Genomic DNA, 21,271 nt, shown 5'->3' with positions numbered 1-21,271 from the left:
GGTTGGCTCGTGCTAACCCATTTACTTGTATTTTCAGGTATATCCCTTCCGGAAAGGGCGTCAATGTTGTTTGTTTTCAGCAATTACCTGTTGCATGATATCCTGTGGCGCTTCCTCATAATGACTGAAGCTGTAGGTGTATTTAGCTCTGCTTTGCGTCAGCCGCGTCAGTGACTGATGGAACGATGCAAGAGACGCCTGTGGTATCAGGGCTTTTACTACCTGAAAACGGGCATCGGTATCCATACCGAGAATTTTGCCTCTTCTGCTGGATATGTCACCGACAATTTCACCCGTATACTGTTCGGGAGCATGAACCGTAAGATCGAAGAACGGCTCGAGCAGAAGCGGTTTGGCTTTTTCGAATGCCGCTTTGAATGCCATGCTTGCCGCTATTTTAAAGGCGAATTCCGAACTGTCTACAGGGTGGTAGGAGCCATCGTAGGCGATTGCCTTGAGGTCGATAACCGGAAAACCCGCCAGCACACCAGATGCAATGGCTTCGCGGACGCCCTTTTCAACTGCCGGGAGGTAACGTGTGGGGACAACTCCACCCACTACCTCACTGGAGAAAACAAAACCACTGTCTCTTTCTGCAGGTTCGAGCCTGAGCCAGACATCTCCGTATTGCCCCCTGCCGCCTGATTGCTTTTTATACTTACCCTGTGCCGTCGCGCTAAGTCGGATGGTTTCGCGGTAAGGAATTCTTATGGGTGCTGTTTCGACCTGAACATTGAATTTATTCTGCAGTCGGCTGATGATGATTTCAAGATGCGTTTCGCCCAGAGTTTTGATGATGGTCTGATTGAACTCAATGTCGTGGGCAATGGCGAAACTCGGATCTTCTTCGTGGAGATGGTGCAGACCGGAAGAGATTTTTTCTTCGTCTCCCTGGGAAACAGGTATGATTGCTGACGCGAAAACGGGTTCCGGAAACGTGATAGGGGTGATTCGGCAATTGGAGCCCTTGTCTGCGAGAGTGTCATTGGTATGTGCATCCTTGAGCTTCACTACCATGCCGATGTCTCCGGCAAGCAGTTTTTCCACAGGGGTTTTTTTCTGCCCGAGCATGGTATAGACCTGACCGATCTTTTCTATCTGTCCTGTCTGGACGTCGATCAGCTCATGACCGGTTTCGATGTGTCCGGAGTATACCCGCAGATAGGATATTTCGCCTACTCTGGGTTCTGACATGGTTTTGAAGATAAATGCGACCGTCGGGCCGTCAGGATCGGGCTGCAGAAGTTTATCTGTTTCATCGACAGAACAGGTCGAATGCTCCGGGCCTCGTTCCATCGGAGACGGACAGAGGTTTACGATACCGTTCAAAAGCCGTTCAGTGCCGATGAGATGCAGCGGAGATGTGCAGAAAACAGGGAAAAACGTTCTGGTCAGCAATGCGGATTTAATGCCCGTACGCAGTTCGTCCTCGGTCAGCGTGCCGACTTCGAAGAACCTGTTCATCAGCTCCTCGTCGGTCTCGGCAACGGTTTCGACAAGCTGCTGATGGAGTTCTTCAGCACGTTTAAGATAAAGATCCGGTATGGGAGATATCTTCATGCTTCCGGGTGTGTCGGGACTGAACTCCAGTTGTTTCATCATCAGAACGTCGATCAGAATATGGTGGCCGAGTCCCTCTTCTGCAGGGAACTGTATCGGCGTTACCTGATGGCCGAAATGGTCTCTGAGTTCGTCAAGAGTATTATTGAAGCTTGTTCTGTCGGCATCGAGTTTTGTGAGCACGAACATTGTCGGCTTGTAGTACTCCCTGGTATATTCCCAGACCGAGTCCGTACCGACCTCAACGCCAGTCGATGCGTTAACGGCAATAATCACGGTATCGGCAACCCGCATTGCCGATTTGACGTCGCCATGGAAATCCAGCAGGCCGGGAGTATCGATGGTGTTGATTTTACAGTCATTCCAGAAGCCGTGTATGAGACTGGTGTTGAGACTGTGTTTTCTCTGGATTTCGTCTGCGGCATAATCGGAAAGCGTGTTTCCGTCGTCGATGCTTCCCAGTCGGTTGATGACGCCCATCGCGAGGGCAAGCGATTCACAAAGCATGGTTTTACCCGATCCGGCATGGCCGGTGATGACAATGTTGCGCAGTTGTTCTGGTCGGACTGCTTGCATGGCAGGACTCCTTGGTTGAATTGAATTGCGGTCTTGCGGGCCAGTATTAAAAGAGCGGCAGGCTGCTGCAGGATATACTCCGGTAGAAACAGCTCATTACTCCAATAAACAAAAAAAAGCATTATTAGGTGATGCGGTGGCAATGAAATCGCATGGAAATTGGATAAATTAGTTGAATTAACCCATATTTTCGAAGATGCCGTTGACTCCGGCCGGATATCGTCTCATCACAACCAAAACCATACTGAGCCATGCCTGTAATCAGTAAAATTCTTGCCCGCCAGATTCTTGATTCAAGAGGTAATCCTACCGTTGAAGTCGATGTGTATACCGAAAATTCGTTCGGCAGAGCAGCAGTGCCGAGCGGCGCATCCACCGGCGTTCATGAAGCGGTCGAGCTCAGGGATGGCGATGCGGGCGCGTACCTTGGCAAAGGGGTACTCAAGGCGGTAGATAATGTCAATACGGTTATCAACGAGGCGCTGAGAGGGATGCTTGTGACCGAACAGGAGGAGATCGATGAGGCGCTGCTCGAACTCGACGGTACGGCCAACAAATCGAAACTTGGCGCCAATGCCCTGCTCGGGGTTTCTCTTGCCTGCGCAAAAGCCGGCGCCGAATATTCAGGACTGCCTCTTTACCGATACATCGGCGGCACCATGGCAAATACGCTGCCGGTGCCGATGATGAATGTGCTGAATGGTGGCGCCCATGCCGACAATACCGTGGATTTTCAGGAGTTCATGATCATGCCTGCCGGATTTGCTACATACAGCGATGCTCTCCGTTGCGGTGCCGAGATTTTCCATGCCCTGAAAGCGCTGCTCAAAAGCAAGGGGCTCAGCACAGCAGTAGGCGACGAAGGCGGTTTCGCTCCGAATCTTTCATCGAATGAAGAAGCTATCGAACTGGTTATCGAGGCTATCGGCAAGGCCGGTTACCGGCCAGGTTCTCCGGCATTTTCGGGAGGACTCGGCGACGGCCAGGTCATGATTGCGCTTGATCCGGCGAGTTCTGAATTCTACGATGCACAAAAGAAGAAATATGTATTCAAGAAGTCTTCAGGAAGGGAGCTCGATTCCCTTGAGATGGCAGAATACTGGGAATCATGGGCAAACCGTTATCCGATCATCTCTATCGAAGACGGGATGGCCGAGGATGACTGGGAGGGATGGAAAATTCTTACCGACAAGATCGGGGGACGCGTACAGCTTGTAGGTGACGATCTTTTCGTAACCAACAGCAAACGGCTTGCATCGGGAATCGATCGCGGGGTCGGTAACTCGATACTCATCAAGGTCAATCAGATAGGGACACTCACAGAAACGCTGCAGGCGATCGATCTGGCGAAACGCAACGGATATACTTCGGTCATCAGCCACAGGAGCGGCGAAACCGAGGACAGTACCATAGCGCATATAGCCGTTGCGACTAATGCAGGTCAGATTAAAACCGGCAGCATGTCGCGTTCGGATCGAATGGCAAAGTACAATGAACTGCTTCGTATCGAAGAGGAACTCGGCAGACAGGCAAAGTACCCCGGAGCTGCCGCTTTCAGGGTATGATGCAGCGAGGGAATCCGGTGACACGGGTTCCTTCTGCATTTTCAGGAGATTTTCGCTTTTCCGGAAAATATCGTCAACTGTTTTTCACGTTATCGGGTCCAAAGCAATGCGGATTTTTCAGGGTTTATGGGATGTTATCAGTTCCAATCCAAAAAAATTTCTGTTTCTGATCGTGTCCGTTTTCATGATTATCTGGTTCATCTTCGATGACTACGGTCTTGTGAAGAGAATCAGGATGGAAGCTGAGCATCGAACGCTGCTTGAACGTCACCGGGAAGAACAGCAGCGCATTATCGAAAACGAGCAGCGTATCAGAAACGCTTTTCACAAAGACAGCATTGAAAAAGCTGCGAGGGAAAGGTACAATTTCCGAAGGGAGGGAGAGACTCTTTACATAATTCGCGGCAAAGAATGAATCAATAATCATATCATCGTTTCAATTTTTTCTTTTCCATGTATCATTACCGTCGCCGTTTTACCAGAGAGGTCAGTTTCGGTCCGATAGCGCTTGGAGGATATCAGCCTATCCGGGTGGAGTCGATGACCAATACCCATACTATGGATACCGCGGCTTCAGTCGAGCAATGCAGGAAGCTCTATGAAGCGGGCTGTGAAATTATAAGACTGACCGTTCCTACCGAGCGGGATGCTGAAAATCTTCGTGAAATCAGAGCGCAGCTTCGTCGCGACGGCATCGATACTCCGCTTGTCGCCGATATTCATTTTTCCGCACGGGCAGCCATGAAGGCCGTGGAGTATGTCGAGAACATACGTATCAATCCGGGTAATTATGCGAACCGGAAAAAATTCTCGAGCGAAGGGTATACCGAGGACGAGTACCGGATGGAGGTTGACAAAATCAGGAACGAGTTTCTTCCCCTTGTCAGGAGGGCGAAAGAGCTTGGCGTTTCCATGCGGATCGGCACCAACCATGGGTCGCTATCCGACAGGATAGTAAGCCGTTACGGTAATTCGCCGGAAGGAATGGTCGAAGCCGCGCTTGAATTTGCCCGGATTTGCGAAGAGAGCAGTTATTACGATCTGCTTTTTTCCATGAAGGCTTCCAATGTCCGGGTGATGATTCAGGCATACCGGCTGCTTGTCGAAAAAGCCGACGGCGAACTGCGCCACGCCTATCCGTTGCATCTTGGCGTGACCGAGGCCGGAGACGGCGATGAGGGGCGGGTCAAATCCGCAATGGGTATCGGAGCCCTGCTCGAAGACGGTTTGGGAGATACCATCAGGGTTTCCCTGACGGAAGATCCTGTCAACGAAGTGCCGGTCGGCTTTGCAATCGTAAAAAAATATAACGATTACCATCTTGTAAAAGGGGACAGGGGCCATCTGCCGGTCAAGCATGTTGTTGAGAGCCGATTGGGGACGACACCTGAACACGCCCCCCCATTCGATCCGTTCCGATACAACAGACGCCGGTCGAAAACAGTGGTTGTAGCCGATATCAACACCGGAGGAGATAACGTCCCAAGGATTGAAACTGCCCTGCGCGCCAATCCTGCAGATACTGACGAGGCTTGCAGGGAAGTGCTGCAGCGATTGGCTCCGGAAAAATCCATGGATGCGATTCGTTCGGAACTGGTAAGCCTTCAGCTTTGCAGTGCGGAAGAACTTGTTCTTCTCGATGCCCTGTTTACCCGACTCGGGGATGTTTCCCGGCATGTCGCGGTCTCTACGGAAAATGTCGAGCTGTTTTCTGTCTTGACCGAAAAGGCGTACAAGGTCAGGCTCGATATCCGGGAGGGAGAGTCGCTCGATCCTGGTTTTATTGCAAAGCTTGATCCGCATTCTCCAGCTGCCCTTGAATTCTGTTTCATTCATGAACAAACCGGAGAGAGGGTACCTGCAGCGGTTCTTGTCCGTCTTGCCGAAAAGCTTCTGGAGCGAGGTATCGATCGCATCTTTTTTTCCATACGTTCCTGTTCGACGGTTTATGTATACCGGCATCTTGTGCGTGAATTCAATGCGAAAGGCATCGACTATCCGCTTGTCGTCCGGTTCAGCAGCGCTGATGCAGACCGGTTGGGTACCATCATTGAAGCATCGATCCAGACCGGAACGCTTTTCTGCGACGGCATCGGCGATATTCTCGCCCTGGAAACCGCTCTGCCGCTTTCCGGGGAGGTCGATCTTTGCGCCAATATTCTGCAGGGGGCCAGAACCCGCATGTCGAAAACAGAATTCATTTCATGTCCGGGCTGCGGCAGAACCTATTTCGAACTTGAGAAGGCTACGGCCGCAATCAAGCAGAGGCTTTCGCATCTAAAGGGCTTGAAAATCGGCATCATGGGCTGTATCGTGAACGGTCCTGGCGAGATGGCCGATGCCGATTTCGGCTATGTCGGATCAGGAAAAGGACGCGTCAGTCTTTATGTCGGAAAGGATTGTGTCGAGGATAACATTCCCGAAGCCGGAGCTGTTGAAAGGCTTATCGGTCTCATAAAAGAGCGGGACAGATGGGTCGATCCGGAATAACCGGAAGACCGGAGCCTGTTATTACACGATGCATTCCGAAGAACTGAAACGGCGGCCGGTTACGCTTGTAACAGGAGCGTCGATGGGGATCGGCCGTGCGCTTGCCGAAGCATTTGCCGGAAAAGGTCATCATCTCCTGCTTGTTGCCCGATCCGGGGATCTGCTTGAGGCATTGGCGGAGGAACTTCGTGACGGTTACGGCGTCAGGGTGTTCTGCTGTGCGTCGGACCTCGCTGAACAGCATGGGCCGGAACGGGTCTTCAGCTATGCTGAGGAGCATGACCTTGCGATAAGACTTCTGGTCAATTGCGCAGGAATATCGCGTGCTGGAGTTTACAGCGATCTGCCTTTTCATGATCTCGATGCAATCATGGCGGTCAATGTAATTGCTTCCGCAAAACTGATTCGCCTGTTTCTTCCGGACATGCTCTCCGAGAGAAAAGGAACAGTAATCAGCATAGCTTCCCTTGGCGGCGCGCAGGGCGTTCCCGGACTTGCCCTCTACTCGGCGACGAAATCATTCATGATCACCCTGACCGAGGCGCTTCATGTCGAACTTGACGGAACCGGAATAAACGTTATCGCGGTCTGTCCGGGATTCGTCGATACCGGTTTTCTTGAAAAGGCAGGCCATAACCGTCAAGGCATAAGGTTGCCGGTATACGGTATTGCTATAGTCGTAAGAGCGGTTTTACGCAGCATCGAAAAGCCTCGAATGCTGGTTTATCCGACTTTCCTTGATTTCTTTCTGGTTTTTTCGCAGCGATTCACTCCTCGCGCAGTAGCGGCCAGGATATCGGGGTTTCTTGCGGCAGCAAAAGGGAAGCAGTAAAATGTTTCTTTTTTCTTTGTATTTAAAAAAACGAAGGGTATATTACCTGCCCTGTTTTTTACACGAGCTGCTGGTGTAGCTCAATTGGTAGAGCAGCTGATTTGTAATCAGCAGGTTGCGGGTTCGAGTCCCATCACCAGCTCTGATCATAATGGGTAGATAGCGAAGTGGCCAAACGCAACAGACTGTAAATCTGTCGACATATGTCTTCGGAGGTTCGAATCCTCCTCTACCCACAGATGTTTTATAGGTTGATTTCCGAGAGGCTGATGTAGCTCAGTCGGTAGAGCACTTCCTTGGTAAGGAAGAGGTCATCGGTTCAAGTCCGATCATCAGCTCCGCGCTGTTTTGCGTTGTTTGACAGACGTCAGTAGCTTAATTGGTAGAGCAGCGGTCTCCAAAACCGCAGGTTGGGGGTTCGAGTCCCTCCTGACGTGCCGGTTATCATGAATATTTTCACGATTCTTGTTGCGGGCTGTGTATATGAGTAAAATTACTGGAAAGATCGGTCAGTACTATCGTGATGTAGTGGGTGAGATGCGCAAGGTTACCTGGCCGACCAAGGACGAGACGAAAGATCTTACCATAGTGGTGTTGACGGTTTCGGGTATACTGGCCTTGTTTACCTTTGCTGTCGATTGGGTGATAAATTCAGTTATGAGCCGGTTATTATAATAACCACTGTTGAGGTATCGAGATGGGTGTGAGAAAAAAAAGTGCTGACGAGCAGATGATTCCGGTCCCGAGATGGTATGCACTCAGGATTTATTCCGGTCACGAGCGTAAGGTTAAGGAGGGAATTGAGGCTGAGGTGCTGCGGTGCGGTCTCGAGGATAAAATTCTTCAGGTTTATGTTCCTTACGAGCGGTTCGTCGAGGTCAAAAACGGCAAAAAGCGGAGTCTTACCAAAAACGCCTTTCCGGGTTATGTGCTCATAGAGGCAGTTCTTGACAAGCAGACGCGAAATCTTATCCTCGACATACCTTCTGTCATGGGGTTCCTTGGTGTCGATGATAATCCCACCCCGCTTCGTCCCGAAGAGGTTGAGAAAATACTTGTGCCTGAAAGTGCCGTTGAGCATCGCTCTGTTATCGAGGCGCCGTTCAGGGTCGGCGACTCGGTCAAGGTTATCGACGGTCCGTTCAGCTCTCTTACAGGCGTTGTTCACGATGTCTGTACGGAGCGCATGAAGGTTAAGGTCATGATCAGTTTTTTCGGTCGCAGCACTCCTACCGAATTGGATTTTTCACAGGTTAAGTCAGTTTCACAATAATAAAGGGGCTTGAGTTTCTTTAGGCTTCCGAATAGAAAGAGGTTATGGCAAAAAAGGTAATCGGTTTTATCAAGCTTCAGATTCCTGCCGGTGGAGCTAATCCTGCTCCTCCCGTTGGTCCCGCGCTCGGTCAGAAAGGCGTCAATATCATGGAGTTCTGCAAGCAGTTCAATGCGAAGACCCAGTCTGAAGCCGGTATGATCACTCCTGTCGTGATTACCGTTTATTCCGACAAATCATTCACGTTCGTCACCAAAACGCCGCCAGCCGCAGTGCTGCTTCTGAAAGAAGCAAAGCTTCAGAAAGGTTCCAGCGAGCCGAACCGGAACAAGGTCGGTACCGTTACGTCCGAACAGGTTCGTAAAATCGCCGAGCTCAAAATGCAGGATCTCAATGCGGTTGATCTTGCCGGTGCCGAACAGATGGTTATGGGTACAGCAAGAAGCATGGGGATTACTGTACAGGATTGATTGACTGTATGCGCTGGTGTGGGAGGCCTTTGGCCGCTTTTTTAACCACTATATCATAAATAAAAGAATGGCCGGAAAAAAATACAGGGAAGCTTTGGCAAAGCTCGACAGAACCCAGGAGTACGATCTTGCTGAAGCTGTCGGAAAAGTTGTTGAAATCACCAACGTAAAGTTCGATGCGACGGTTGATGTCGCCTTGAAGCTGGGCGTTGATCCTCGTCATGCCGATCAGGTTGTCCGCGGTACGGTAATGCTGCCTCACGGTACGGGTAAAACCGTCTCGGTTCTGGTTGTGTGCAAGGAAGCCAAGGCTGAAGAAGCAAAAGAAGCAGGCGCAGATTTTGTCGGTTTCGAGGATTATATCGAAAAGATCCAGTCAGGATGGACCGCCGTCGATGTTATCATCGCCACACCCGACGTGATGGGACAGCTTGGCAAGGTTGCCAAAATTCTTGGCCCTCGCGGCCTTATGCCGAACCCGAAATCCGGGACGGTAACCATGGATGTCGCTAAAGCCGTTAAAGAGGTGAAAGCCGGAAAGATCGAATTCAGGGTCGATAAAGCCGGAAACGTTCATGCTCCGGTAGGGAAAATTTCCTTCCAGCCCGAACATCTGGTGGAGAATATTACCAGTTTCGTCAGAGAGGTGGTACGTCTGAAGCCTTCTGCCGCCAAGGGACAGTACCTGCAGGGAATTGCGGTATCAAGTACGATGTCTCCGAGCGTTAAGGTCAGGAAAGAAAAATTTGTTGCCTAACATAAACGGTTTATACGATGAAAAGGGATAAAAAAGAGCAGATTGTCCAGGAGGTAGCCGAAAAGATCGGCAGGGCCCAGGGCATATATTTGACAGAGTACCAGGGTCTGAATGTCGCAAAGATGGCCGAGCTTCGCAATGAGTTCAGAAAAGCAGGCATCGAGTATAAGGTTATTAAAAACACCCTTGTCAAGAAAGCTCTTCAGGAGATTTCGCGAGGCGACAGGCTTGATGACGGATTGAAGAGCACCACTGCTGTGGCGTTCGGGTACGAGGATCCGATCGCTCCAGCGAAAATCATCAGGAAGTTCAGCAAAACAAATGATGCGCTGAAGTTCAAGATGGCTTCGATCGACGGCGTCGTTTACGGTGAGGATAAGCTCAATCTGCTTTCGGAGATGCTCGGAAAAACCGAGAACATCGGCCGCACCGCAGGGCTCATCAACAACGTTATTACTTCCGTACCGATGGTTGTCAATGCCGTTGCAAGGAATCTCGTTTCGGTTCTCGATCAGATCGCCAAACAGAAACAGTAGTCAGAAAAAAGTCTATTACGCACTCAAGTTTATACTTTATTACATAACAAACAGGAGAGGGAAATAATGTCCATCGAAACACTTGTAGAGGAAATTGGTAAGCTTACCCTTACAGAAGCATCTGAACTCGTAAAAGCCCTGGAAGAAAAATTCGGTGTCAGCGCTGCTCCAGCGATCGTGGCAGGCATCGCCGCTGCGGCTCCTGCCGGTGACGCGCCTGCAGTTGAAGAGAAAACCGAATTTGACGTTGTGCTGACCGCCGCAGGCGAGAGCAAAATCAACGTGATCAAGGTTGTTCGTGCCCTTACCGGTCTTGGACTGAAAGAAGCGAAGGATCTTGTCGACGGCGCTCCGAAGACGGTTAAAGAGGCCGTATCCAAGGATGAAGCGGAAAAAATCGCCAAAGAATTGAAAGATGCCGGGGCAGCTGTAGAGCTGAAGTGATCTTTCAAGCGAGTCATTTCCACAACAAGCTCCGTCTCCCAGAGAGACGGAGCTTTGTCCGTTTGTATTAGTTTCGCCCGGATGACAGTTTCCGTTGTGATGTGCGTGAGGCTCCGCCGGATGCTCTTCTCCGGCAAAGTCTTTACGGTTCTTTGTTATGATTTAAATCTGTAAGAAATTCATGCAATTGATAAAAGCGAGGTGCATGTGAAAGTGGCTGATGCAACAACTACACCGTCTATTGACTTTTCGAAAATTCAAAGCATTATCGATCCTCCCGATTTATTAAAAGTCCAGTTAGATTCATTCCATAATTTTATTCAAGACAGTGTTCCTCTCGCAAAGCGTCGCGATCAGGGTCTGGAAAGAGTGCTTCGCAGCGCTTTTCCGATAACCGACACGCGCGGCCTGTATCTGCTTGAATATATCTCATACAGTTTCGATAAACCCAAATATACCGTTGAGGATTGTATAGAGCGTGGACTCACCTACGATGTTTCGCTCAAGGTTAAGCTCAAGCTCTCCTACAAGGACGAGCCGGATGAAGCCGACTGGAAGGAGACCATCCAGCAGGAGGTCTATCTCGGCAGGATTCCCTATATGACCGAGCGAGGCACCTTTATTGTCAATGGTGCCGAGAGGGTCGTGGTTGCCCAGCTTCACCGTTCTCCGGGCGTCGTGTTCAGCGAAGCTATACATCCGAACGGCAAGAAGATGTACTCGGCCAAGATTGTTCCTACCAGAGGTTCATGGATCGAGTTTCAGACAGACATCAATAACCAGATTTTCGTCTATATCGACCAGAAAAAGAACTTTCTGGTCAGCGCTCTTCTTCGTGCGATCGGTTTTGCCAGGGACGAGGACATTCTCGCCCTTTTCGACCTCGTCGATGAGGTGAAGCTGAGCGCCGGAAAGAGAGAACAGCTGATCGGACAGTATCTTGCTTCCGACATTGTCGATATGCAGACCGGAGAGGTCGTCAGCGCAAGGACCGCCATTACCGAAGATATTTTCGAGCAGATCCTCGCGGCCGGCTACAAGACCGTCAAGGTCATGAAGAGTTACGCCGGCAACGACAAGGGGCAGGACAAGTCAATCATCATCAATACCATTCTCAACGACAGCTCGGCAACCGAAGAGGAAGCTCTTGAAATCGTTTACGAAGAGTTGCGTGCCAATGAGGCACCTGATATCGATGCAGCGAGAAGTTTCCTTGAAAGAACCTTTTTCAACCAGAAAAAGTATGATCTCGGAGATGTCGGACGTTACCGTATCCGCAAGAAGCTCGGTACGGAGTTCGAGGAGCTTCGGTCATATCTTGTCGGCAAATCCGAACTCAAAGAGCTTTCGGACAGAATCTACGAGAAAATCCTGCAGACCATCCAGTCTTTTTCCGAAGAGCCGCTGGGTGAGGATATCCTTGTACTGACGCACTATGACATCATTGCCGTCATCAACTACCTTATCAAGCTGGTCAACGGCCAGGCTGAGGTCGATGATGTCGATCACCTCGCAAACCGCCGCGTCCGTTCTGTGGGCGAGCAGCTCGCCGCCCAGTTCGTGGTCGGGCTTGCAAGGATGGGAAAAAATGTTCGCGAAAAGCTCAATTCACGCGATTCAGACAAGATCGCTCCTGCAGACCTGATCAACGCGCGCACGGTATCAAGCGTGGTGTCGAGCTTCTTTGCCACAAGCCAGCTTTCGCAGTTCATGGACCAGACCAATCCGCTTGCCGAAATGACAAACAAGCGCAGGGTTTCGGCGCTTGGCCCCGGCGGTCTTACCCGCGAGCGTGCCGGCTTCGAGGTTCGCGACGTCCACTATACCCATTACGGCAGGCTTTGTCCCATCGAGACGCCTGAAGGCCCGAATATCGGTCTGATCTCTTCGTTGTCGGTTTATGCGGAAATCAACGACAAAGGGTTCATACAGACTCCCTACAGGGTGGTGGAGAACGGGCAGGTTACCGATACGGTGCTGATGCTTTCCGCAGAGGATGAGGAGAACAAGATTACCGTACCGGTCAGCATTCCGCTCGACGAACAGAAGAAGATCGCTGTTGAGTCCGTGCAGGCGAGAACGAAGGGCGACTATCCGCTCGTGCCTGCCGAGGATGTTAACTACATGGACGTTTCTCCGGTACAGATCGTCAGCGCAGCGGCGGCGCTTATTCCCTTTCTTGAGCACGATGACGGCAACCGCGCGCTCATGGGCGCGAACATGCAGCGTCAGGCAGTACCGCTGCTTACCTCCGAGGCGCCTGTCGTTGGTACCGGCATGGAGGCTAAAGTAGCAAGGGATTCCCGTTCGGTCATTGTTGCCGAAGAGTCCGGTGTCGTTGAAGAAGTTACCGCAGACTGTATCATGGTCAGGTACGATATCGATGCTGAAAACGGGGGCCATATATCGATGCTCGATCCCGACGAGGGTCTGAAAGCCTACAAGCTCATCAAGTTCAAACGTTCGAACCAGGATACATGCATAACCCAGAAACCGCTCGTGCGGATTGGCCAGAGAGTGCAGAAAGGTGATGTGCTTGCCGACAGCTCATCGACGGAAGAAGGCGAACTGGCTCTCGGAAAAAACGTGCTGGTGGCATTCATGCCATGGCGGGGGTACAACTTCGAGGATGCAATTATCCTCAGCGAACGGCTTGTCTACGATGACGTGTTCACTTCGATCCATATTCACGAGTTCGAAGCCAATGTGCGCGACACCAAGCGAGGAGAAGAGCAGTTTACCCGTGACATATACAACGTCAGCGAGGATGCGCTCAGGAACCTCGACGAAAACGGTATCGTTCGTATCGGCGCCGAGGTCAAAGAGCGCGATATACTTGTCGGCAAGATCACGCCGAAAGGCGAGAGCGACCCCACGCCTGAAGAAAAGTTGCTTCGCGCGATTTTCGGCGATAAATCCAGCGACGTAAAGGATGCCTCGATGCATGTTCCTGCAGGCATGAAGGGTATCGTTATCAAAACAAAGCTGTTCAGCCGCAAGAAAAAGGTCGGCCTCGACGTCAGGGAACGCATCGAAGCTGTCGACAAGCGGTATGATCAGAAAGAGTACGATCTTCGCAAGCGGTTTGCAAAATGGCTCGGCCAGATTCTCGAAGGCAAGAAGAGTTCCGGTATCTACAGTGATAAAGGCAAGGTGCTGGTTCCTGAAGGCACGGTTTTCGATGAGAGTATTCTTGCCCGTTTCAGCGGCCTGCCGTTCCTCGAGTCGATCGATTTCTCCAAAGGTATTGTCGAGTCGAAGAAAGCGAACGACAATCTTATCCGTCTTGTCAAGGAGTTCCGTTTCAAGCTCAAAGACATTGCCGACGAGAGAGAAAACGAAAAATACAAACTCAATGTGGGAGACGAACTGCCTCCCGGCATCGAGGAGCTTGCAAAGGTCTATATTGCCCAGAAGCGCAAGATTCAGGTCGGCGACAAGATGGCCGGTCGTCACGGCAACAAGGGCGTTGTAGGCAAAATACTGCCCATCGAAGATATGCCGTTCATGGAAGACGGCACTCCGGTCGATATCGTGCTCAATCCGCTTGGCGTGCCGAGCCGTATGAACATCGGACAGTTGTATGAAACGTCGCTCGGATGGGCTGCCAAAAAACTCGGCGTCAAGTTCAAAACTCCGATTTTCAACGGTGCGACCTATGAAGAGGTGCAGCAGGAGCTTGAAAAGGCCGGACTGCCTGTACACGGAAAGGTTCGTCTGTTTGACGGACGTACCGGCGAGAAGTTCGATGACGAGGTGACGGTAGGCTACATCTATATGCTGAAGCTGAGCCACCTGGTCGACGACAAGATCCATGCCCGTTCAACGGGTCCCTACTCGCTCATTACCCAGCAGCCGCTTGGAGGAAAAGCCCAGTTCGGCGGCCAGAGGTTCGGTGAAATGGAGGTCTGGGCGCTCGAAGCCTACGGCGCGGCCAATATTCTCAGGGAGATGCTGACGGTCAAATCGGATGATGTGATCGGCCGCAACAAGACCTATGAAGCTATCGTCAAGGGTCAGAACCTGCCGGAACCCGGCACGCCCGAATCATTCAACGTGCTGGTTCGCGAGCTTCAGGGTCTCGGTCTTGAAATCCGTATCGATGACAGAGTTCCTTAGTAAGGTTGCTGTAAAACGGTATGATCATTAACGGGATATAAAAACGGTCGTTTAACGAAGGATATTGACTATGATTTTTTCACAGGGAGCATCACCGTTAAAAGGTGATTTTTCAAAGATAAAATTCAGCATAGCGTCTCCTGAAAGCATACTCGCCCATTCGCGGGGCGAGGTGCTCAAGCCGGAGACCATCAACTACCGTACGTTCAAGCCTGAGCGCGATGGCCTGATGTGCGAAAAAATATTCGGTCCGACAAAGGACTGGGAGTGTTACTGCGGTAAATACAAGCGAGTTCGCTACAAGGGCATCATTTGCGACCGCTGCGGCGTGGAGGTTACCACGAAAAGCGTCAGGCGCGAGCGTATGGGCCATATATCGCTGGCCGTACCGGTCGTGCACACCTGGTTTTTCCGATCCGTGCCCAGCAAGATAGGGGCACTGCTCGATCTTTCAACCAAGGAACTCGAGAGAATTATATACTATGAAGTCTATGTGGTCATCAATCCGGGAGAGCCCGGCGAAAAACAGGGCATCAAAAAACTTGACCGCCTGACCGAGGAACAGTATTTCCAGATCATCACCGAGTACGAAGACAATCAGGATCTTGATGATACCGATCCTGCAAAGTTTGTCGCAAAGATGGGAGGGGAGGCCATTCACCTGCTCCTGAGAAACATCGATCTGAACGAAACCGCCGTCACGCTGCGCAAAGTGCTCCGCGAGAGCAGTTCCGAGCAGAAACGGGCCGATGCGCTCAAACGCCTCAAGGTCGTCGAATCGTTCAGGAAAAGCTATGAACCCCAGAAGAAAACCCGCAGAAAGAGCGTTGCGCTCTTTCCCGAGGATGAACTTCCCGAACCCTATGTCTATGAAGGCAACAAGCCCGAGTACATGGTTATGGAGGTCGTTCCGGTCATCCCCCCCGAGCTGAGGCCGCTGGTGCCGCTTGAGGGAGGACGTTTTGCCACTTCGGATCTTAACGATCTTTACCGTCGGGTGATCATTCGCAACAACCGCCTGAAAAAGCTGATCGATATCCGTGCACCGGAGGTGATTCTCCGGAACGAAAAGCGAATGCTGCAGGAAGCGGTCGATGCGCTGTTCGATAATTCCAGGAAAGCAAATGCGGTCAAGACCGGCGAGTCGAACAGGCCGTTGAAGTCGCTTTCCGATGCCCTCAAGGGAAAACAGGGTCGTTTCCGACAGAACCTGCTCGGCAAAAGGGTGGATTACTCCGGCCGTTCGGTTATCGTTGTCGGTCCCGAGCTGAAGCTGCACGAATGCGGTCTTCCGAAAAGCATGGCCATCGAACTGTTTCAGCCATTCGTTATCCGCCGTCTTGTCGAACGCGGCATAGCAAAATCGGTTAAGTCAGCCAAAAAGCTTATCGACAAGAAAGATCCCGTTGTCTGGGATGTGCTCGAGAAGGTGATCGACGGACGTCCCGTCCTCCTGAACCGTGCTCCGACGCTGCACCGTCTCGGTATTCAGGCTTTCCAGCCGGTGCTTATCGAAGGCAAGGCTATCCAGATTCATCCGCTGGTCTGTACGGCGTTCAACGCCGACTTCGACGGTGACCAGATGGCTGTGCACGTTCCGCTCTCGCAGGAAGCGCAGCTCGAAGCGTCGCTGTTGATGCTGTCGTCGCACAACCTCATTCTGCCGCAGTCCGGCAAGCCGGTTACCGTTCCTTCGCAGGATATGGTTCTCGGCATGTACTACCTCACAAAATCGCGCTCCGGCGAAGAGGGCGAAGGCCGTATCTTCTACAGTACGGAAGACGTGCTGATCGCCTATAACGAACAGCGAGTGGGGCTCCATGCGCAGATTTTCGTAAGCTACAGCGGACTGATCGACCAGAAGTTCGATCCTCTCAGAGTGCTCGATACCATCGTCGATAACAAGAGCGAAAAATACGCATGGCTGCGTTCACAGCTCGAAGAAAAGAAGATGCTGCTCACAACGGTCGGCAGGGTCATTTACAACCAGCATGTTCCGGCATCCATCGGCTTCATCAATCGGGTGATCGATAAAAAGGTGGCCAAGGAGCTTATCGGCCGGTTGAGCAGCGAAGTCGGCAACGTGGAAACGGCGCGCTTCCTCGACAATATCAAGGAGGTAGGATTCCATTACGCAATGAAAGGAGGTCTTTCGGTCGGTCTTTCGGACGCAATTGTGCCAGAAACCAAAGTCAGACACATCAAGAGCGCCCAGAAGGACAGCACAAAGGTCGTCAAGGAGTACAACCGCGGTACGCTTACCGATAACGAGCGCTACAACCAGATTGTAGACGTCTGGCAGAAAACCTCCAACATCGTTGCCGAAGAGTCCTACCAGAAACTCAAGAGAGATCGCGAGGGATTCAATCCGCTCTACATGATGCTCGATTCCGGAGCCCGAGGCTCCAGGGAACAGGTGCGGCAGCTTACCGGTATGAGAGGTCTTATCGCCCGGCCGCAGAAATCCATGTCCGGCCAGCCCGGCGAGATCATCGAAAACCCGATTATCTCGAACCTCAAGGAGGGTCTTACCGTGCTCGAATACTTCATTTCGACCCACGGTGCACGTAAAGGTCTTTCCGATACTTCGCTGAAAACCGCAGACGCGGGTTACCTTACCAGAAGGCTGCACGATGTGGCTCAGGATGTCATCGTCACCATCGACGACTGCGGAACGACAAGGGGATTGCATGTGCATCGTAACATCGAGGAAGAAACCAGCGGGCAGATCAAATTCCGCGAGAAGATCCGCGGACGCGTAGCGGCTCGCGATATATACGATACCCTGAACAATGTCTCTGTCGTCAAGGCCGGAGAGATCATAACCGATGAGCTTGCCGATCTCATTCAGGAGACTGCGGGAGTCGAAGAGGCGGAAATACGTTCGGTGCTTACCTGCGAATCAAAAGTCGGCATCTGTTCGAAATGCTACGGTACGAACCTTGCCGTACACAAGCTTGTCGAAATCGGTGAAGCTGTCGGCGTCATTGCCGCCCAGTCCATCGGCGAGCCGGGTACCCAGCTGACGCTTCGTACCTTCCACCAGGGCGGTACGGCACAGGGTGGTATTTCCGAAACCGAAACCAAGGCATTCAACGAAGGCGTTGTCGAATTCGAGGACGTCAAGAGCGTCGAACACAGCAGCGTCAACGAGGACGGCATCGAAGAGATTCGCACTATCGTGATACAGAAGAACGGCAAGATCAATATCGTCGATCCCGATTCCGGCAAGATTCTGAAGCGCTACGTGATTCCTCATGGCGCCCATCTTGCCTGCAGGCACGGCGAGATGGTAAGAAAGGATCAGGTGCTTTTCAGCAGCGAGCCCAACAATACCCAGATCATTGCCGAAATTCCTGGAACGGTGCGGTTTGCCGATATTGAAAAAGGCGTTACCTACAAAGAGGAGGTCGATCCGCAGACCGGTTTCGCGCAGCATACCATCATCAACTGGCGTTCGAAGCTGCGTGCTAACGAGACGCGCGAACCGCGTATCATGATTATCGATACGGCAGGCGAGATCAGGAAGACCTATCCGGTTCCGATCAAGTCGAACCTCTATGTCGAGGACGGTCAGAAGGTTCTTCCGGGTGATGTTGTCGCGAAAGTTCCCAGAAACCTCGATCGCGTCGGCGGCGACATTACCGCGGGTCTCCCGAAAGTGACCGAGCTCTTCGAAGCTCGAATTCCGTCAGATCCCGCTATCGTTTCCGAGATCGACGGATACGTGAGTTTCGGTTCGCAGCGCAGGAGCAGCAAGGAGATCAAGGTTAAAAACGATTTTGGCGAAGAAAAGATTTATTATGTCCAGGTCGGCAAGCATGTACTCGCCAACGAGGGCGATGAGGTCAAGGCGGGTGATCCGATGACTGATGGAGCTGTGTCTCCACAGGATATTCTCAGGATTCAGGGTCCTAATGCCGTTCAGCAATATCTCGTCAACGAAATTCAGAAGGTCTACCAGATCAACGCCGGCGTCGAGATCAACGACAAGCACCTTGAGGTCATCGTCCGCCAGATGCTGCAGAAAGTTCGCATCGAAGAACCGGGCGACACCGAGCTGCTTCCCGGCGATCTTATCGACAGGAGCGTTTTCATGGAGGCTAACGAGAGCGTTGCAGAGAAGGTAAGGGTAACCGACAGGGGAGATGCTCCGGCAAGGATTCAGGATGGACAGCTGTACAAAATGCGCGATATTACCAAGCTCAATCGCGAACTTCGTAAAAACAGCAAGAAAATGGTTGTCTTCGAACCTGCGCTTCAGGCAACCTCTCACCCGGTGCTGCTTGGCATTACCAGTGCAGCTCTGCAGACCGAGAGCGTTATTTCTGCCGCGTCGTTCCAGGAGACCACAAAAGTTCTGACCGATGCCGCCGTTTCCGGAAAGATAGACAATCTTCTCGGACTCAAGGAGAACGTTATTGTCGGCAAGCTCATTCCTGCAGGTACGGGCCTGAAGCGTTACCGCAGTATCAGATTGAGCGGTGAAGCCCAGAAAGCCGCAGACCGCGTGGAAGAGCCAGTGACGACGACTGAAGGGGAAGGCGAGGAAACAGGAATGTAAACGCACTGTCCGGGTCCTGCGTAAAAAGCCGTAACCGTTGCTTATTAAAAAAGTTAAAGGGTGAATTGTCATGACGTCATGGCAGTTCACCCTTTAACTTTGTATTGATGCCGGAAACAGAAAGGGCTGCCCCGATTCAGGACAGCCCTTTCTGTTTCCGGGAAACGTTCTCTGTTTTCGTCGAATTACCCGTCAGGCTACTTTTTTTCGAACCTGAAAGAGTCGAGGAAAGAGGTATCGAAGTCGCCTCCGATAAAGACAGGAGAGTGCATGACCTGCTTATGGAAAGGAATGGTGGTTTTGACTCCGGTAACGATGAATTCGTCAAGGGCCCTTGACATTCTTGCAATAGCCTCGTCGCGGCTTTGTGCGGTTACGATGAGCTTTGCAACCATCGAGTCGTAGTTAGGCGGGACGACATAACCGGCATAGGCATGCGAATCCACTCTGACGCCATGTCCGCCCGGGGTATGGAATACCTGCAGTTTCCCTGGGGACGGCCTGAACAGATGTTCCGGGTCCTCGGCATTGATACGGCACTCGATGGAGTGCCCTTTCGGAGTAAAGGTGCGTCCGGCTATGGATCCGCCGGCAGCAATCATAATCTGTTCCTTCACGATATCGACATTGTACCGCTCCTCCGTAACCGGGTGCTCAACCTGGATACGGGTGTTCATCTCCATGAAATAAAAACGCTTGTGCTTGTCGAGCAGAAACTCTATGGTTCCTGCGCCTTCGTAATTGATTGCCTTTGCGGCGGCAACGGCAGCTTCTCCCATTTCCATGCGCAATGCATCGTCCACTGCTGGAGAAGGGGTCTCTTCGATGAGTTTCTGATGGCGTCGCTGTACCGTGCAATCCCGTTCACCAAGGTGTATGGTATTGCCATGCTGGTCCGAAAGTATCTGAATTTCTACATGGCGAGGTTTTTCAAGAAACTTTTCGATGTAGACGCCGCTATTGCCGAAAGCCTGCTCGGCTTCGTTTCTCGCAGTCAGCAGCGCCTTTTCAAGCTGCCCTTCTTCGTGTACTACCCGCATTCCCTTTCCTCCGCCTCCGGCAGTAGGCTTGATAATGACCGGGTAACCGATTTTTTTTGCGGTTTCAAGCGCTTCTTTCGGGTCGATGACGAGCCCCGGGCTTCCGGGAACTACCGGTACGCCAGCTGCGATCATGGTGGATTTCGCAGTGTTCTTGTCGCCCATAAGGTTGATCATGCGCGCTGTCGGTCCGATGAACTTTATGTTTAAAGACGAACAGACTTCGGCAAAGTCCGCGTTTTCAGCCAGAAAGCCGTATCCCGGATGGATTGCGTCTGCATTGGTCAGTTCGGCGGCGGCGATGATGCGCGATATGTTCAGGTAGCTCTCGCGCGATGAAGGAGGCCCGATGCAGACAGCTTCATCGGCATATTTTACATGAATGGAATCGGCATCTGCAGTAGAATAGACAGCAACGGTGCTGATGCCGAGTTCACGGCAGGTCTGCATGACACGCAATGCTATTTCGCCGCGATTGGCGACAAGTATTTTGTTAAACACGTTTTCTTAAGTGGCGAGACGTTATGGTTTTACTCGGAACAGCAGCTGGTTGTACTCGACAGGCTGTCCGTTTTCGACAAGAATTTCAACAACAGTACCCGACATCTCCGCCTCTATTTCGTTCATAAGCTTCATCGCTTCTATGATGCAGAGCACATCGCCTTTCTGGATGCTGTCGTTGACGTTGACGAAAGGAGCCGCATCGGGTGAAGCGGACCGGTAAAACGTGCCGACAATCGGAGAGCATATATCTATAAGTCCCGAAGCAGCCGCAGGGGATTGGTCCGATTCAGCCGGGAGACCGATTGCCGAAGCCTGGGCCGGAGCTGAGGTACCGGAAGCAGCTGCCTGTGCCGCCGGAACGGCCGGTATCATCTGGGTGGTCGTGCCTGTGGAATACTTGCGAAGGGTTATTTTAAAAGCCCCTTCTTCAATGATGGTTTCCTGCAGGTCCGAGCTGTTGACGATGTCAATCAGCTGTTTGATTTCATTCAGGTTCATGGCAATGTTTCCTTGGAATAGTGAACACTCGGGCTGGAAGTTG

The 21,271-nt window shown here is 51.7% G+C and carries 15 protein-coding genes and 4 tRNA genes; 16 read left to right on the top strand and 3 right to left on the bottom strand.

Annotation, left to right across the window (positions count from 1 at the left end; genetic code table 11):
- Positions 1-60 precede the first annotated feature (60 nt).
- On the bottom strand, positions 61-2,136 hold the full coding sequence (gene fusA, locus K4305_RS06240) for an elongation factor G (protein WP_331561530.1): 2,076 nt from the start codon (positions 2,134-2,136) through the stop codon (positions 61-63).
- Between the two features lie 251 nt (positions 2,137-2,387).
- Here fusA and eno point away from each other — a divergent pair, with 251 nt between their 5' ends.
- The 16 genes from eno (at position 2,388) to rpoC (ending at position 19,186) form a co-directional block, all read left to right on the top strand.
- Positions 2,388-3,701: a phosphopyruvate hydratase gene (eno, locus tag K4305_RS06235; RefSeq protein WP_331561529.1), complete on the top strand. Its 1,314-nt coding sequence runs from the start codon at positions 2,388-2,390 to the stop codon at positions 3,699-3,701.
- Entirely contained in the window at positions 3,628-4,116 is a 489-nt protein-coding gene (locus K4305_RS06230; RefSeq protein ID WP_331561528.1) for an FtsB family cell division protein, read from the top strand. Before eno ends, K4305_RS06230 begins: the two co-directional genes overlap by 74 nt.
- Before the next feature lie 38 nt (positions 4,117-4,154).
- The gene (gene ispG / locus K4305_RS06225) at positions 4,155-6,191 is read left to right on the top strand and encodes a (E)-4-hydroxy-3-methylbut-2-enyl-diphosphate synthase (protein ID WP_331561527.1); all 2,037 of its coding nucleotides are present in this window, start codon (positions 4,155-4,157) and stop codon (positions 6,189-6,191) included.
- A 28-nt stretch (positions 6,192-6,219) separates the two neighbouring features.
- A complete protein-coding gene (locus K4305_RS06220) occupies positions 6,220-7,023 on the top strand; it encodes an SDR family NAD(P)-dependent oxidoreductase (protein WP_331561526.1) in 804 nt (267 codons plus the stop codon).
- A 69-nt stretch (positions 7,024-7,092) separates the two neighbouring features.
- Positions 7,093-7,165, top strand: a tRNA-Thr gene (locus K4305_RS06215).
- 11 nt (positions 7,166-7,176) lie between these two features.
- Positions 7,177-7,259, top strand: a tRNA-Tyr gene (locus K4305_RS06210).
- A gap of 29 nt (positions 7,260-7,288) precedes the next feature.
- Positions 7,289-7,361: transfer RNA gene (locus K4305_RS06205), tRNA-Thr, on the top strand.
- Positions 7,362-7,387: 26 nt separating this feature from the next.
- Positions 7,388-7,460: transfer RNA gene (locus K4305_RS06200), tRNA-Trp, on the top strand.
- A gap of 46 nt (positions 7,461-7,506) precedes the next feature.
- Positions 7,507-7,698, top strand: a complete 192-nt coding sequence (secE, locus tag K4305_RS06195; RefSeq protein ID WP_331561525.1) for a preprotein translocase subunit SecE — start codon at positions 7,507-7,509, stop codon at positions 7,696-7,698.
- Positions 7,699-7,720: 22 nt separating this feature from the next.
- Positions 7,721-8,296 (top strand): transcription termination/antitermination protein NusG, encoded by a 576-nt coding sequence (gene nusG / locus K4305_RS06190; protein WP_331561523.1) that lies wholly within the window; start codon positions 7,721-7,723, stop codon positions 8,294-8,296.
- Between the two features lie 44 nt (positions 8,297-8,340).
- Positions 8,341-8,766: a 50S ribosomal protein L11 gene (rplK, locus tag K4305_RS06185; RefSeq protein WP_331561522.1), complete on the top strand. Its 426-nt coding sequence runs from the start codon at positions 8,341-8,343 to the stop codon at positions 8,764-8,766.
- Positions 8,767-8,833: 67 nt separating this feature from the next.
- Positions 8,834-9,523, top strand: a complete 690-nt coding sequence (gene rplA / locus K4305_RS06180) for a 50S ribosomal protein L1 (RefSeq protein WP_331561521.1) — start codon at positions 8,834-8,836, stop codon at positions 9,521-9,523.
- A gap of 17 nt (positions 9,524-9,540) precedes the next feature.
- The gene (rplJ, locus tag K4305_RS06175; RefSeq protein WP_331561520.1) at positions 9,541-10,059 is read left to right on the top strand and encodes a 50S ribosomal protein L10; all 519 of its coding nucleotides are present in this window, start codon (positions 9,541-9,543) and stop codon (positions 10,057-10,059) included.
- Positions 10,060-10,125: 66 nt separating this feature from the next.
- Positions 10,126-10,503 carry a 50S ribosomal protein L7/L12 gene (gene rplL, locus K4305_RS06170; RefSeq protein ID WP_331561519.1) on the top strand — a complete coding sequence of 126 codons (378 nt, stop codon included), beginning with the start codon at positions 10,126-10,128 and terminating at the stop codon, positions 10,501-10,503.
- 213 nt (positions 10,504-10,716) lie between these two features.
- On the top strand, positions 10,717-14,622 hold the full coding sequence (gene rpoB / locus K4305_RS06165; protein WP_331561575.1) for a DNA-directed RNA polymerase subunit beta: 3,906 nt from the start codon (positions 10,717-10,719) through the stop codon (positions 14,620-14,622).
- A gap of 70 nt (positions 14,623-14,692) precedes the next feature.
- Positions 14,693-19,186 carry a DNA-directed RNA polymerase subunit beta' gene (gene rpoC / locus K4305_RS06160; protein WP_331561518.1) on the top strand — a complete coding sequence of 1,498 codons (4,494 nt, stop codon included), beginning with the start codon at positions 14,693-14,695 and terminating at the stop codon, positions 19,184-19,186.
- A gap of 197 nt (positions 19,187-19,383) precedes the next feature.
- Here the strand turns inward: rpoC and accC are convergent, their stop codons facing one another.
- Together accC and accB are read right to left on the bottom strand one after the other, a co-directional pair.
- Positions 19,384-20,727: an acetyl-CoA carboxylase biotin carboxylase subunit gene (gene accC / locus K4305_RS06155; RefSeq protein ID WP_331561517.1), complete on the bottom strand. Its 1,344-nt coding sequence runs from the start codon at positions 20,725-20,727 to the stop codon at positions 19,384-19,386.
- A 21-nt stretch (positions 20,728-20,748) separates the two neighbouring features.
- On the bottom strand, positions 20,749-21,228 hold the full coding sequence (gene accB / locus K4305_RS06150) for an acetyl-CoA carboxylase biotin carboxyl carrier protein (RefSeq protein WP_331561516.1): 480 nt from the start codon (positions 21,226-21,228) through the stop codon (positions 20,749-20,751).
- Positions 21,229-21,271: the final 43 nt, after the last annotated feature.

Origin of the sequence: Chlorobium sp. (assembly GCF_036528655.1) — a bacterium.
In the GTDB taxonomy this organism is placed as follows: Bacteria; Bacteroidota; Chlorobiia; order Chlorobiales; family Chlorobiaceae; genus Chlorobium.
The sequence above is the reverse complement of the archived record's forward strand: the minus strand, read 5'-3'. Positions and strand labels throughout refer to the sequence as shown.

What these genes read in the sequence shown, in the direction of transcription:
- fusA (WP_331561530.1), bottom strand. Translation starts at nt 2,136, where the DNA reads ATGCAAGCAGTCCGACCAGAACAACTGCGCAACATTGTCATCACCGGC.
- eno (WP_331561529.1), top strand. Translation starts at nt 2,388, where the DNA reads ATGCCTGTAATCAGTAAAATTCTTGCCCGCCAGATTCTTGATTCAAGA.
- K4305_RS06230 (WP_331561528.1), top strand. Translation starts at nt 3,628, where the DNA reads ATGAACTGCTTCGTATCGAAGAGGAACTCGGCAGACAGGCAAAGTACC.
- ispG (WP_331561527.1), top strand. Translation starts at nt 4,155, where the DNA reads ATGTATCATTACCGTCGCCGTTTTACCAGAGAGGTCAGTTTCGGTCCG.
- K4305_RS06220 (WP_331561526.1), top strand. Translation starts at nt 6,220, where the DNA reads ATGCATTCCGAAGAACTGAAACGGCGGCCGGTTACGCTTGTAACAGGA.
- secE (WP_331561525.1), top strand. Translation starts at nt 7,507, where the DNA reads ATGAGTAAAATTACTGGAAAGATCGGTCAGTACTATCGTGATGTAGTG.
- nusG (WP_331561523.1), top strand. Translation starts at nt 7,721, where the DNA reads ATGGGTGTGAGAAAAAAAAGTGCTGACGAGCAGATGATTCCGGTCCCG.
- rplK (WP_331561522.1), top strand. Translation starts at nt 8,341, where the DNA reads ATGGCAAAAAAGGTAATCGGTTTTATCAAGCTTCAGATTCCTGCCGGT.
- rplA (WP_331561521.1), top strand. Translation starts at nt 8,834, where the DNA reads ATGGCCGGAAAAAAATACAGGGAAGCTTTGGCAAAGCTCGACAGAACC.
- rplJ (WP_331561520.1), top strand. Translation starts at nt 9,541, where the DNA reads ATGAAAAGGGATAAAAAAGAGCAGATTGTCCAGGAGGTAGCCGAAAAG.
- rplL (WP_331561519.1), top strand. Translation starts at nt 10,126, where the DNA reads ATGTCCATCGAAACACTTGTAGAGGAAATTGGTAAGCTTACCCTTACA.
- rpoC (WP_331561518.1), top strand. Translation starts at nt 14,693, where the DNA reads ATGATTTTTTCACAGGGAGCATCACCGTTAAAAGGTGATTTTTCAAAG.
- accB (WP_331561516.1), bottom strand. Translation starts at nt 21,228, where the DNA reads ATGAACCTGAATGAAATCAAACAGCTGATTGACATCGTCAACAGCTCG.